Annotated in this window: 13 protein-coding genes; 8 read left to right on the top strand and 5 right to left on the bottom strand. The window is 35.0% G+C overall.

Features of this window, described 5'->3' with window-relative positions:
• Window positions 1–125: 125 nt before the first annotated feature.
• Window positions 126–1,427: a serine/threonine transporter gene (locus H3S73_RS11490; RefSeq protein WP_144093274.1), complete on the bottom strand. Its 1,302-nt coding sequence runs from the start codon at window positions 1,425–1,427 to the stop codon at window positions 126–128.
• A 423-nt stretch (window positions 1,428–1,850) separates the two neighbouring features.
• Between H3S73_RS11490 and proS the strand changes: the two genes are divergently transcribed.
• From proS to H3S73_RS11475, 3 genes are all read left to right on the top strand, one after another.
• A complete protein-coding gene (proS, locus tag H3S73_RS11485) occupies window positions 1,851–3,572 on the top strand; it encodes a proline--tRNA ligase (protein ID WP_198236682.1) in 1,722 nt (573 codons plus the stop codon).
• A gap of 137 nt (window positions 3,573–3,709) precedes the next feature.
• Window positions 3,710–4,180, top strand: a complete 471-nt coding sequence (locus H3S73_RS11480) for a tyrosine-protein phosphatase (protein ID WP_172398422.1) — start codon at window positions 3,710–3,712, stop codon at window positions 4,178–4,180.
• 125 nt (window positions 4,181–4,305) lie between these two features.
• A complete protein-coding gene (locus H3S73_RS11475) occupies window positions 4,306–5,760 on the top strand; it encodes a M48 family metalloprotease (RefSeq protein ID WP_198236681.1) in 1,455 nt (484 codons plus the stop codon).
• Window positions 5,761–5,840: 80 nt separating this feature from the next.
• On the opposite strand, the gene H3S73_RS11470 is transcribed toward H3S73_RS11475, so the two are convergent.
• Both H3S73_RS11470 and rluC read right to left on the bottom strand, forming a co-directional pair.
• Window positions 5,841–6,503, bottom strand: coding sequence for a histidine phosphatase family protein (locus tag H3S73_RS11470; protein ID WP_198236680.1), 663 nt, complete (start codon window positions 6,501–6,503; stop codon window positions 5,841–5,843).
• Window positions 6,504–6,520: 17 nt separating this feature from the next.
• Entirely contained in the window at window positions 6,521–7,510 is a 990-nt protein-coding gene (gene rluC / locus H3S73_RS11465) for a 23S rRNA pseudouridine(955/2504/2580) synthase RluC (protein WP_086326235.1), read from the bottom strand.
• A gap of 148 nt (window positions 7,511–7,658) precedes the next feature.
• Here rluC and dsbB point away from each other — a divergent pair, with 148 nt between their 5' ends.
• The 4 genes from dsbB (at window position 7,659) to rapZ (ending at window position 10,541) form a co-directional block, all read left to right on the top strand.
• The gene (gene dsbB / locus H3S73_RS11460) at window positions 7,659–8,177 is read left to right on the top strand and encodes a disulfide bond formation protein DsbB (protein ID WP_065738401.1); all 519 of its coding nucleotides are present in this window, start codon (window positions 7,659–7,661) and stop codon (window positions 8,175–8,177) included.
• A gap of 92 nt (window positions 8,178–8,269) precedes the next feature.
• Complete coding sequence (gene rluA, locus H3S73_RS11455; RefSeq protein WP_144093266.1) at window positions 8,270–8,926, top strand: bifunctional tRNA pseudouridine(32) synthase/23S rRNA pseudouridine(746) synthase RluA; 657 nt, start codon at window positions 8,270–8,272, stop codon at window positions 8,924–8,926.
• Between the two features lie 85 nt (window positions 8,927–9,011).
• Window positions 9,012–9,608, top strand: coding sequence for an XTP/dITP diphosphatase (locus H3S73_RS11450; RefSeq protein ID WP_198228631.1), 597 nt, complete (start codon window positions 9,012–9,014; stop codon window positions 9,606–9,608).
• Window positions 9,609–9,692: 84 nt separating this feature from the next.
• Window positions 9,693–10,541, top strand: coding sequence for an RNase adapter RapZ (gene rapZ, locus H3S73_RS11445; protein WP_198228630.1), 849 nt, complete (start codon window positions 9,693–9,695; stop codon window positions 10,539–10,541).
• On the opposite strand, the gene H3S73_RS11440 is transcribed toward rapZ, so the two are convergent.
• Both H3S73_RS11440 and envC read right to left on the bottom strand, forming a co-directional pair.
• On the bottom strand, window positions 10,542–11,360 hold the full coding sequence (locus tag H3S73_RS11440; protein WP_198236679.1) for a divergent polysaccharide deacetylase family protein: 819 nt from the start codon (window positions 11,358–11,360) through the stop codon (window positions 10,542–10,544).
• On the bottom strand, window positions 11,360–12,571 hold the full coding sequence (envC, locus tag H3S73_RS11435) for a murein hydrolase activator EnvC (RefSeq protein ID WP_198236678.1): 1,212 nt from the start codon (window positions 12,569–12,571) through the stop codon (window positions 11,360–11,362). Before envC ends, H3S73_RS11440 begins: the two co-directional genes overlap by 1 nt.
• A 209-nt stretch (window positions 12,572–12,780) precedes the next feature.
• Between envC and glyQ the strand changes: the two genes are divergently transcribed.
• Window positions 12,781–13,713, top strand: coding sequence for a glycine--tRNA ligase subunit alpha (gene glyQ / locus H3S73_RS11430; RefSeq protein ID WP_084810878.1), 933 nt, complete (start codon window positions 12,781–12,783; stop codon window positions 13,711–13,713).
• Window positions 13,714–13,721 lie beyond the last annotated feature (8 nt).

Below are 13,721 nucleotides of genomic sequence, written 5' to 3'. Positions count from 1 at the left end.
GAAATGGACAAGGAGCAAATTTACTATTAAAACTATTTTGCCTATTAAAGAATACGAGCCATCGGCTAATGCCGATGGTTTTGTTCATAAAAAATCAAATCAACTATGATAAATAATGGGATCTTTTAAACTAAATTATAAATAGCGGCTGAAATCGCAATAAATCCCATAATCACAATAAACCCATTACTGAGTTTGCCACGATATTGTGCTAATGCGGGTAATTTATGAATTGCATACATTGGCATTATAAACAATAGTACTGCAAGAATTGGGCCACCTAGTGATTCAATTAAACCTAAAATACTTGGATTGAGCGTTGCAATGCCCCATGCTGTTAAAAACATAAATGTTACAGCAAGTTTTTCAAGTTTCTTTTCAGATAGTGTTTTATTACGACTACGTAAAGCTTTATTCACGATACCATTAAATCCTTCTTTCGCACCTAAATAGTGCCCCAAAAACGATTTAGCCATAGCAATAAATGCAATTGGTGGACCAATATACTCAATAACTGGCGAATTAAAACGATTCGCTAAATAAGATAACGTTGAAAGATTTTGCGCTTTTGCTTCTAAAAGTTCTGCAGGCGATAAACAAAGTGCACAACTAAACACAAAAAACATCACCGTTGCAACCATCATAATATTACTTGCTGCAATAATTTTAGTACATTTTGATTCGGCATAATTTTCACCGTATTCTTTACGTTTAGCAACAGCTAAAGAAGAAATGATTGGCGAATGATTAAAAGCAAAAACCATAACAGGAATAACCAACCAAAGTGTCATTAAAATACCGTGTCCACTGTAACCATTGCTGCTAAAAGAAATATTATTAAAAATTTCGCCATTCCATTCAGGAATTAAAAATAATGCCAAAATCATTAATACCGCGATGAAAGGAAACACCAGAATGGACATAACTTTTACAATAAGCTCTTCACCAAAATGGACAATCGACATTAAAAAAGCGACCAAAATAAATGATAACAAAGCTCTTGGTAGTGACGCCATACCCAGTTGGTGCACCATAAAACTATCGACGGTATTAGTAATACCTACACTATATACTAATAAAATGGGGTAAATAGCAAAAAAATAAAGTACCGTTATCCAATTTCCTGCCGTGCGACCAAACGCTTCTTCAACTACGACTGTGATATCCCCGTCTCTACTTTTACCTGACAATACAAAACGGCATAAAGCACGGTGAGCAAAAAAGGTCATAGGAAAAGCGAGAATTAACATCACTAATAATGGAATCAAACCACCTACACCTGCATTAATTGGTAAAAATAATACCCCTGCACCAATTGCAGTACCATAAAGGCTCAACATCCATAAAGTATCGCTTTTACGCCATTTAGATAACGCAGCATCCTCTTTAGAAGTTGTTATACCCTCGTTAATGGTTAATTGGCCCATATTGAACTACTCCTTTGTCTAAAATTTTGCGCGTATGATATCAATTTAATCTCTTTATCAACGTGATCTACGTCACACAAACACTAAAAAAATTTAATATAATCAACATGATATATTTTTGAAAAAATATCTATTTTGATACTTATTGTGTCCCAAAAAATTAAAGTATCAGTTTTAATACTAAATTTTTATAAAATTGCCTGCAATTTCACAATACCCCCCAATTTATAATGCATGATACTTTTGAATTAGATTTGGCGTTTATCGCAAGTAACTTGCTTTGTTTGATACTGTTTTGATGGTCTTATTATCTATTTCACATCAAAAATAACGATAAAATTACTTTAGTGTTGCGCTGGGTACTGCTAAACTAGCAAGCATTTTTAGTATATTTATAAGTAAATTATTTTTCGGGATAAATTCATGCGAACCAGTAAATATCTTCTTTCTACGTTAAAAGAAACACCAGCTGATGCTGAAGTAATTAGTCATCAATTAATGTTACGTGCCGGTATGATCCGAAAAGTTGCGGCCGGTTTATATACTTGGTTGCCAACTGGTTATCGTGTACTTAAAAAAGTTGAAAACATTGTCCGAGAAGAGATGAATAAAGCGGGAGCAATTGAGGTATTAATGCCTGTTGTTCAACCTGCTGATATTTGGCAAGAAAGTGGACGTTGGGAACAATATGGTCCAGAACTATTACGTATTAAAGACCGAGGTAATCGTGACTTTGTATTAGGACCAACGCATGAGGAAGTAATTACCGACTTACTACGCAATGAAGTTAGTTCATATAAACAATTGCCGTTGAATGTTTATCAAATTCAAACCAAATTTCGTGATGAAGTTCGCCCGAGATTTGGGGTAATGCGTTCACGTGAGTTTATTATGAAAGATGCTTATTCATTCCATACTTCACAAGCATCATTACAAGAAACTTATGATGACATGTACAAAGCTTATAGTGCCGTGTTTACTCGTGCTGGCTTAAACTTTAGAGTCGTACGCGCCGATACAGGATCTATTGGAGGTAATTGGTCACACGAATTCCAAGTTTTAGCTGATAGTGGTGAGGATGATATTGTCTTTTCAACTGAATCGGATTATGCAGCCAATATCGAAATGGCACAAGCATTAGCGCCAACTCAAAACCGTGCAGCACCGACTAAAACAATGGAAATTGTTGATACACCAAACGCCAAAACCATTGATGAATTAGTTCAACAGTTCAATTTACCAATTGAAAAAACCGTTAAAACATTAATGGTAAAAGCAACTAAAGAAAGTGGTCATCAATTAGTTGCATTATTGGTACGTGGTGATCATACTTTAAATGAAATCAAAGCTGAAAAAATTGACATTGTTGCTTCACCACTAGAATTTGCAACTGACGAAGAAATTCGCGCTATTGTCAATGCTGGCCCTGGATCATTAGGTCCAATCAACCTTAATATGCCAATCATTATTGACCGAGATGTCGCAGTAATGAGTGATTTTAGTGCGGGTGCCAATATTGATCATAAACATTACTTTAATATCAATTGGGAACGAGACGTTGCCCTACCGCGCATTGAAGATATTCGTAATGTGGTTGAAGGAGACATTAGTCCAGATGGTAAAGGCACATTGCAAATTAAACGTGGCATTGAAGTTGGGCATATTTTCCAACTTGGAACGAAGTATTCAGAAGCGATGAAAGCAACCGTTCAAGGTGAGGATGGACAAAACCACGTTATGATCATGGGTTGTTATGGCATTGGCGTAAGTCGTATTGTAGCTGCAGCGATTGAACAATGTCACGATGAGCGTGGAATTGTATGGCCAGAAGCCATCGCGCCATTTAGTGTTGTCATTATTCCTATGAACATGCATAAATCTGAAAAAGTACAAGCAACGGCAGAAAAACTTTATGCGGATTTACAAGCAACAGGTATTGATGTGTTGTTTGACGATCGTAAAGAGCGACCAGGTGTGATGTTTGCAGATGCTGAGTTAATTGGGATCCCGCATACTATTGTTATTGGTGAACGAAATCTGGATAATGGCGAAGTGGAATATAAACATCGTTGTGGTGGTGATAAAGAGATGGTGAAAATTGAAAACATCATTGAATTTATCCAAAACCGTCGTCAATTGGCTTAAAAATTAATAAATTGTATCTATTTATGCTATACACAACACAACAATTAAGATCTTGTTATGATTTTATCAAAGTAAAATTAGCAAATTCATTAATGCTGTGTTGTGTCTGCTTGATGATAATAGGCTGTCAATCTAATATGAAACCGAGTGATAATTTACCCGATAATTTTTATAAAATATCCGATGATCTTTCACGATCAGAACAGCCAACCAGAAAACAGATACAATATCTTGAAAAGTTAGGCTTTAAAACCATAATTAACTTACGGTTACTGCATAGTGATCGCGATAAATTAGAAAATACGGATCTTTCTGAAGTTTGGATCAAAATACGAGCAGGAAATATTTCTGACGAAAAAATAATTGAGATACTAAAAGCCATTAATCAATCGCCCAAACCAATATTAATTCATTGTTGGCATGGTAGTGATCGCACGGGTGTTGCTGTAGCTATGTATCGTATAGTCTTCCAAAATTGGTCAAAATCTCAAGCTATTAATGAATTAATGAAACCTGAATTTGGTCATCACTATAATGTTTACCCTAATATTGTCAAATACATCGAAAATGTTGATATCGAAAAAATTCGAGCCGCAGTATTCCAATAATTTATTATTTTTTATCATTAACCCCTGATATACCTAACAGTTGATGAGCAATTCAAAGTGAAATTGTCCTTTTTTTCGGCTAAAATAGTAATCAGTTAATATTCTTATCTCTATAGGTTGAAACAATGTTAAAAAAAGCAGTCGCATTGGTACTATCTACATCGTTATTATTACAAAATGCCCCATTAGTTTATGCCGATAACATCAACCTTCCTGATATAGGTACTGCTGCTGCTTCAACATTAAGTATAGGGCAAGAGATGGAGATGGGTGATTATTATATGCGGCTATTACGCGCTGATGCCCCTATCATTAATGATCCTGTTTTAAATCAATATATCAATGATTTAGGTAAAAGATTAGTTTTAAAATCGGAATCAGTACAAACACCTTTTCACTTTTATATTATGAAAAGCAATGTACTTAATGCATTTGCTTTTTTTGGCGGTAATGTGGTTATTCACTCTAGATTAATATTGGATACCAATAATGAAAGCCAACTAGCCTCTGTCATGGCTCACGAGATTGGTCATGTTACTCAACGCCATTTAGCTAGGGCAATGGAAAACCAAAATCGCAACAGCCCTTATGTCTGGGGTGCCACATTAGGTTCTTTATTATTAGCATTAGCCAATCCAGAAGCTGGGATGATGGTAATGACAGGTGCTATGGCGGGTTCAACGCAAAGCATGATTAGTTTTACACAAAGTAATGAACAAGAAGCCGATCGTGTTGGTCTAAGAACACTTGCTAAAGCAGGATTTGATCCATATGCTTCATCGGAGTTTTTGCAAAAGTTAGCTGATGAAACTCGTTTTAGTAGTAAGCCGCCAGAAATTTTACTTACTCACCCATTACCCAATAGCCGTTTATCCGATATTCGAAATCGCTCAATGCAATATTCTAAAAAAGATATTGCCCCATCACTCAATTATTATTTAGCTAAAGCAAGATTAGCTATTTTAATGAGTAATAATATCAATACAGGCAAATTGTTACTCGAAGATTACAAAAAACTCAATAATGAACAAAGCAAAATTGCCATCGTTTATGGTTATGCACTAGCAGATTACCGAAGTGGCAATTATCAAAGAGCAAAACAACAACTGCAACCATTATTAGATAATGATCCTAATAATATTTGGTATATAGATTTAATGACGGATATTGATTTAAGTACAAATAACAATAATGATGCAATTAATCGATTACAAACGGCATTAAAAAAATCGCCAAATAGCTCAGCATTACAACTCAATTTGGCTAATGCTTATGTGAAAAATAAAAATTATCAACAAGCCATAAGTCTACTTCATCGATATACTTTTGATCACAATGATGATACTAATGGTTGGGAGTTGCTGATTTTAGCTTATGGGGGATCGCATTCAAGAGCAAGAGAAATGAGTGCTCAAGCAGAACTGATTGCACTTGAAGGACAATTTCAACGATCAATCCAAATATTACAAAACGCTAAAAACCAAACGAAAGGCGATCAAATCATGATTTCGAGGATTGAGGCTCGAATTAAACAGTTACAACAGCTACAACAACGTTACGCACAATACAGTAAAAGATAAACGCTAGATAGGCTTATTATCTCTCATTTTATGTTATTAAACACATTATTTGAGAGATAATAAAAAATTTACATCACCGATTATTTATCCGTTAAATGATCGACATTGTTATAGTATTTAACCGTAAATTTTCCTTCTGACTCATCATCCGCTTGTTGATAATTAACAACACTTATGCTGGTATTTAACATGCGCGGAAAGTATTGATCATCACGGTGTAAACGCCAATCACCTCCATTTAATACGCAAAGTAATAACCGCAATACCGTTCCATGCGAAACGACTAAAATATTACCCGTATTTTGTGGTGCATTTTGGATTATCGTATTGAGTCCTTGTTTCATACGCGTTAGAACATCAAGATAATTTTCACCTTTATTGACAGAAGCATCAAAATTAGCAGGATCGGTTAAATAAGTCGTAAATTCTGGCACTTCCTTTTTAAGAGTCGGTACATGTTTACCCTCCCAATCACCAAAATCCATTTCTTGCAAATCAGACAGTTCAAATGTTGGAATATCTTTAATATTTTCCTTAGCGATATAATTACGTGTTTCTATAGCACGTTGTTGAGTACTGGAATATGCTTGCAAAAAAGGGACATCTTTTAAATATTGCCCTGTTATTTTAGCCCCTAAAACGCCTTGTTCTGTAAGAGGAGAGTTTTGCGATCCTTGCATCTGATCTTTAATATTCCACTCTGTTTGCCCATGTCTAATTAAGTATAAATTGAGATCTTTCATTCGCACTTACTACCTTTTTATTTTAATGATTCTGTTTGTTGATATTTATCATTTCTAAGCTGATTTAAACATGCTTGCAACTTATCATCCATAGGTGCATGTAACTGCATTTCTTGTAAAGTTTTCGGATGAATAAATTTCACATTAGCCGCGTGTAAAAATAATCGGTTAAGCTTGGTATTTGCCAGTTGCATATCAAATTGGTTATCACCATAACGATCATCAAAAGCAATTGGATGGTTAGCATATTGAGTATGAACTCGAATTTGATGAGTACGTCCTGTAACTGGACTGGCTTTAATTAAAGTTGCAAAATCAAATCGCTCTTCAACTTTAAATCGCGTTTCAGAAGGCTTTCCTTCTTTATCAACTTTGACAACACGTTCACCACTTTTTAATACGTTTTTAAGTAATGGCGCCTGCACCACTTTACATTCTGACGGCCAATTTCCTTTTACTAATGCCAAATAATTTTTTTGCATCTGTTTAAGTCTAAGCTGCTCATGTAACGCTTTTAATGCGGAACGTTTTTTAGCTATTAATAGTACACCCGATGTTTCACGATCAATTCGATGAACTAATTCTAAAAACTTTGCTTCGGGTCTTAATGCGCGTAACCCCTCAATGACACCAAAACTTAAACCACTACCGCCATGAACGGCAATACCAGAAGGCTTATTAATGGCTAAAATCACATCATCTTCATAGATGATTGCTTTTTCCAGATCAGCAACTTTATTAAGCTTAGTTGAAATTTCGGGTGTTGTTTTTTCAGCAACTCGTATAGGAGGAATACGAATCTCATCGCCATTATTTAATTTATATTCAGGTTTAACGCGTTTTTTGTTAACTCTCACCTCACCCTTTCTTAGTATGCGATAAATCATACTTTTAGGTACACCTTTTAAGTGTGTAATTAAAAAGTTATCAATTCGTTGTGTCGCATTTTCTTCAGAAATTGTGACAAATGAGACTTGCAATTTTGTTTGTGGAACGTTTGAATCCATAAGAAGTGATTAATCCGCCATCAATATATAAAAGTCGTTTACATTATCCGAAAATAAACTACACTAGCATCACTTAAAAATTAGATAGATTACTTTCGATATAATTAAAGATAAGTAATTATAACGGAATATGGAGGAATAAAATAGTATGTTATCACTACTCAATCATTACTCAAATGGCAGAGCTGCTTGGTTTTTATTATTCCTTTCTACCTTTATTTTTGAATTAACAGCGCTCTTTTTTCAACATGTGTTAGATCTAGCCCCTTGTACATTATGCATTTATCAACGCTGTGCTATTTTTGGAATTATGATCGCAAGTATTATCGGACTAATTAAGCCTAATAATTATATTTTTCGATTAGTCGGAATTTTGGTTTGGTTATTTAGTGCGTATAAAGGATTTATGTTAGCAACATTTCACGCTCATTTACAATTTGAACCTAATTTCAGTGATACCTGTGCAATTAATGTTCAGTTTCCATCTTGGTTACCTTTAAATCAATGGTTACCAAGTATGTTTAATGCCTATGGCTCATGTGCCGATAAAATTTGGACTTTTTTAACCATCGAAATGTCTCAATGGATGATTATTATTTTTGCTTGTTATCTTTTTGTCGGTCTAACCATATTAATTTCCCAATTCTTTCCAGCAAAGAAAATATAATTTGAAACCAGCGCCGCTTTTATAAAACTGGCGCTTTTTGTTGAGTTTGCTAGAATATATGACAATTTTATTTTAAGAATTGTCATATATAAATGCTTTTGGAATATCATCCCCCTATTGACCCTTGGCTTTCTATCCTACATCAAGATGACCATATTGTCGTTGTTAATAAACAGCCTGGGATATTATCTGTATCAGGTAATAAACCTCAATTTATTGATAGTATTATTCACCGGTTACAACAAAAATACAGCTATGTTGAATCGGTTCATCGTTTAGATATGGCAACCAGTGGTATTATGGTTGCAGCGCTATCTAAATTAGCCGATCGAGACATAAAAAAACAATTTCGTGAACGGATCCCCAAAAAAACCTATATTGCTGTGGTATATGGGCATCTTGAGCAAGATACCGGACAAGTTGAACTACCTTTAATTTGTGATTGGCCGAATCGTCCAAGGCAAATGGTGGATCTTGAAAACGGTAAACATGCATTAACTGAATATCAAGTTATTTCACGAAATGAGAATAATACTACCCGAGTTAAATTATTTCCGTTTACGGGACGTTCACATCAATTACGTGTGCATATGCAAGCTATTGGGCATCCAATTTTGGGAGATAAATTTTATGCACATCCTGAGGCATTTTCGATGTCTCAAAGATTGTTGTTACATGCCCAATCACTGACAATTAATCATCCTAAAACAGGGGAAAGCATGACTTTTACATGCGAGCCTGATTTTTGAAAATATTCATATATTAAATAACGGCTGTTACATAAAATTCACTAATGGTAATATTTGACAAACCAGTTATGGTAAGGAAATTAAAATGCAAAAAATTGTTTTAGCAACGAATAATCAAGGTAAAGTTAATGAGCTACAAAACCTGTTAGCCGATGCTGGTTTTAATGTTGTTGCACAAAAAGAGTTCAATGTACCTGAGGTGGATGAAACTGGTTTAACCTTTATTGAAAATGCGATATTAAAAGCAAGACATACAGCTAAATTTACTAAATTACCAGCAATCGCTGATGATTCTGGATTAGTGGTTAATGCGCTTGGTGGCGCACCAGGGATCTATTCTGCCCGTTATGCAGGCGAACATGGTAACGATGCAAGCAATAATCAAAAATTATTGCAAGAGTTAAAAAATGTACCAAGTGAAAAACGTACCGCTTATTTTTATTGCGCATTAGCGTTCATGCGACATGAAAATGATCCAACACCCATTATTTGTTTAGGAAAGTGGAATGGCATCATTTTAAATGAAACACGAGGTGAAGGTGGCTTCGGTTATGATCCTTTATTTTATGTACCCGAACTAAATTGTAGCGCTGCAGAGTTAACAAAAGAGCATAAAAGTCAGATTTCACATCGAGGACAAGCGCTTAAACAACTTATTGCGAAGATTAAAAACGAATATTAAACCAGTATTCTATATTTACTAAATTGTATCTTTACAAACAAACAGTATATACTTACACAAACCATCAATAATGGAGGTTGAATTGTGATTCTGATGATAGTGAGTGGCCGTTCCGGCTCTGGCAAATCAATTGCATTACGGGCGCTAGAAGATATGGGATTTTATTGTGTTGATAATATTCCTGTCGCTTTATTACCACAATTAGCCGATTCATTAAAAAACAATGATACGCCTGTCGCTGTTAGCATTGATATTCGCAATTTGCCTATCAATTTCGAATTTGATTACGATATACTGCAAAAACTTCCTGAATCAGTAACACCTGAAATTATTTTCTTAGATTGTAGCCGTAACACTCTTATCCGTCGTTATAGTGAAACAAGACGAATACATCCTTTAGCCAATCAAAAGCATTCACTTGAAGAAGCAATCGATCTTGAAGAAAGTTATTTAGAGTCATTAAAATCGCATGCCAGTTTGGTTATTAATACAGATAATCTTTCTGTTCACCAATTATCTGATATTTTAAGAGCGCGTATTTTAGGTAAAAAAGAGCGTGAATTAACAATGATTTTTGAATCATTTGGGTTTAAACACGGTTTGCCTGTTGAAGCCGATTTTGTATTTGATGTCCGTTTTTTACCTAATCCTCATTGGGATATCAATTTAAGACCCTTGACAGGATTAGATGAGCCTGTAATTAATTATCTATCAAAACAAGATGATGTAACCAATTTTATCTATCAAACAGCTAATTATTTGCAACAATGGTTGCCAATGTTAGAGAAAAATAATCGAAGTTATTTAACTATCGCGATTGGTTGTACTGGGGGACAACATCGTTCCGTTTTCATTGCAGAGCAATTAGCTGAATTTTTTAAAGCACAAAATAAACAAATACAAATTCGCCATCGAACATTAGAAAAAAAGTAATTATTTATTGAGATCATTATTGAAATTCCATGCATCTTCTAAAGATTTTATGCAGTTTTCAAAAATATATTTTAATGTTACTTTCGGTTTAGATTCTATTGTTAATGGCGCCACAAGTTGACTGATTTTGATTAGTTCAATATCAGGTGGTAAGTTAGCCAATTTATTTTTAAGCACATTGAGCGTCTGTGGATGTGGATGCCCAATCGCGATGGCAGAACCTTTTTTACGTGCAACTCTAATAGCTAAATCGAATTGTTGACTGATAATGGCCTCATTTTGCTTATCGTCTAAAAATACATCTCGTTCTACAACTGGAATATTATAAAGACTTGCCGCTTCTTTGACGGCTGTTTTTCCGACGGTTTTACTATCTAAAAAAAACATTGAGTGGTAACTTAGCGCTTTCATAACATTTTCCATTCCAATTTGGCTCGATGTCATTAAGCTGCCCATGTGGTTATTAACTCCAATTGCATAAGGTACATGCGCTACCGCATTTGCTACAATACGATCAACTTCCTCTTCTTCCATATAAGGATACAACGTATCTTTCTCTAACGGCTGCTTACCAAAGGGAGCCATTGGTAAGTGAATCATCACATCATTGCCATGCTCATGAGCAATATTGGCAATACGATGTGCATTTGGAGAATTAGGCAACACCGCCACCGTAATATTAGGCGAAAGTTTAATAATTTGCTCTTCATTATGTTGTCTATAGCCAAAATCATCAATAACAATTGCTAACTCTGCTGCCCATACATTGCTTGTTTGTAATAATAGACCAATGGCCATTGAAATGAGTAAACGAACCACTATTTTAACCATCCACTAGGATTTAAAGCTTTTCCATCTCGACGAATTTCAAAATATAATCCTGAACTATTTTGTCCGCCACTTGAGCCCACTAACGCAATGGGTTGACCACTATAAATTTTATCACCGACTGCCACAAGCACTCTTTGATTATACCCATACAAACTCATATCACCTTTACCATGATCAATTGCAACAACAAAACCATAACCTTGTAACCAGCTTGCTAATATTACGCGTCCATCGGTTATCGCTTTTACTTGTGTACCATCTTTAGCATTGATTACCATTCCTTTCCAATACAGTTCACCATGTAATGATTCGCCAAATCGATGCAAGACAGATCCACTTACTGGCCAATTAAATTGACGTTTAGGTTTACCAATGCCACTAACTCGAGCCATGAGCGATCGCTCTTCTGGGCTTAAAGTATAATTATTATTTTTTTGTTTTGCTTGAATATTTTTTGCTTGCCTTGCTTCTTCTTCTGCTATACGTCGGCTTTCTCTCTCTGCTTCAGCAATTTTTGCTTGTAGTTTGGCCTCATTTTCATGCAATTGAGCTAGTTTTTGTTGATTAACTTGCATGGATGATTCTAATGAGGTAATCGTTTTTTTTCTATCTTGGCGATTTTTTTCAAGCCCAACCTGCTCCTGCTTGCGTTTTGTTTGTAATGCCTGTTGAGAAACTTGCTTCTTTTGTAAAGCTAATTTTTTTTCGTTGAGTTGCACTTGCGTTTCACGCAAAGCATTAATATGTTGTTCTCTGGCGTCATTAATGTAACCAAAATAGGTGATAAGACGTTCATTACGTTCACTTTGTTCACTAGCAAAAATAAGCTCAAAGCCTGTGTTTTTGCCTAGCTTAAAAGCGGTTTCAAGCTGCTTAGCCAATGCGCGTCTTTGTTGCTGTTGTTTAACGTTTAACTCATCGATTTGCTTGATTAACTGAGCAATTTCCTTATTAAGTTTATTTAGTGTAGCATTATTTTTTTCAATTGACGTCAGCAGTTTAGCTATCTCGGTTTCTTGTTGTTTGAGATCATTAACTAATTGTGTCCTTTCCTTTTTCTGTTCAGCTAAACGAATTTCTTGTTCTTTAATTGACTGGCGCAAATTTTGTAATTTTTGATTATCATCAATCGCATACAAAGGGTTGGCATACATTAATCCAATTAAAATAAGGATAAGAAATTTTTGATAAATAGCCATAGAATTGTAATTAGGATTTATTATCAAGCGTAAAAGATAAACCACTATACATATAAATAACTAAATATGCAAAATGTATACCATCTAAGCGAGTTTAAGAATAATTACGGCATATAGTATATTAGACATTTCACAAGCACGGATAAAAAGTATAAAATACAACACTATTTAAATTACCAAAAAATCAATTCAACCATAAAGATAACATCATGCAAAAGTTTAATGTCAAAACCTTTCAAGGGTTAATACTAACGTTACAAGATTACTGGGCTAATCAAGGTTGTACGGTGATTCAGCCGTTAGATATGGAAGTTGGTGCAGGCACTTCGCACCCTATGACTTGCTTACGAGCACTTGGTCCTGAGCCAATTAATGCGGCTTATGTTCAACCATCGCGTCGCCCTACCGATGGTCGCTATGGTGAAAACCCAAATAGGCTACAACATTATTATCAATTTCAAGTTATCTTAAAACCTTCTCCTGACAATATTCAAGAGTTATATTTAGGTTCATTAAAAGAGTTAGGTCTTGATCCAACAATTAATGATATTCGTTTTGTTGAAGACAACTGGGAAAATCCTACTTTAGGTGCATGGGGACTAGGTTGGGAAGTTTGGTTAAATGGTATGGAAGTCACCCAATTCACTTATTTTCAACAAGTTGGAGGACTTGAGTGTAAACCTGTTACAGGTGAGATCACTTATGGTCTTGAACGACTCGCTATGTATATTCAAGGTGTGGATAGCGTATACGATTTAGTTTGGAGTGACGGTGCTTTTGGTAAAACAACTTATGGCGATGTGTTTCACCAAAATGAAGTTGAACAATCAACTTATAATTTTGAATATGCCAATACCGAATTCTTATTTTACTGTTTTGAACAACATGAAAAAGAAGCTAAATTTTTACTTGAACTTGAAAAACCACTGCCATTACCGGCTTATGAACGTATTTTAAAAGCTGCTCACTGTTTTAATTTACTTGATGCACGTAAAGCAATTTCAGTTACTGAAAGACAACGATATATTTTACGCATTAGAACATTAACTAAAATGGTAGCAGAAGCATACTATGCATCACGCGAAGCTCTTGGCTTCCCTATGTGCCAAAATTCACGTTCTAACCCAAGCGCAGCAAAGTAGGAATTTAA

It is taken from the genome of Gilliamella sp. B14384G12 (assembly GCF_016101825.1).
Classification (GTDB): Bacteria; Pseudomonadota; Gammaproteobacteria; order Enterobacterales; family Orbaceae; genus Gilliamella; species Gilliamella apicola_N.
The sequence above is the reverse complement of the archived record's forward strand: the minus strand, read 5'-3'. Positions and strand labels throughout refer to the sequence as shown.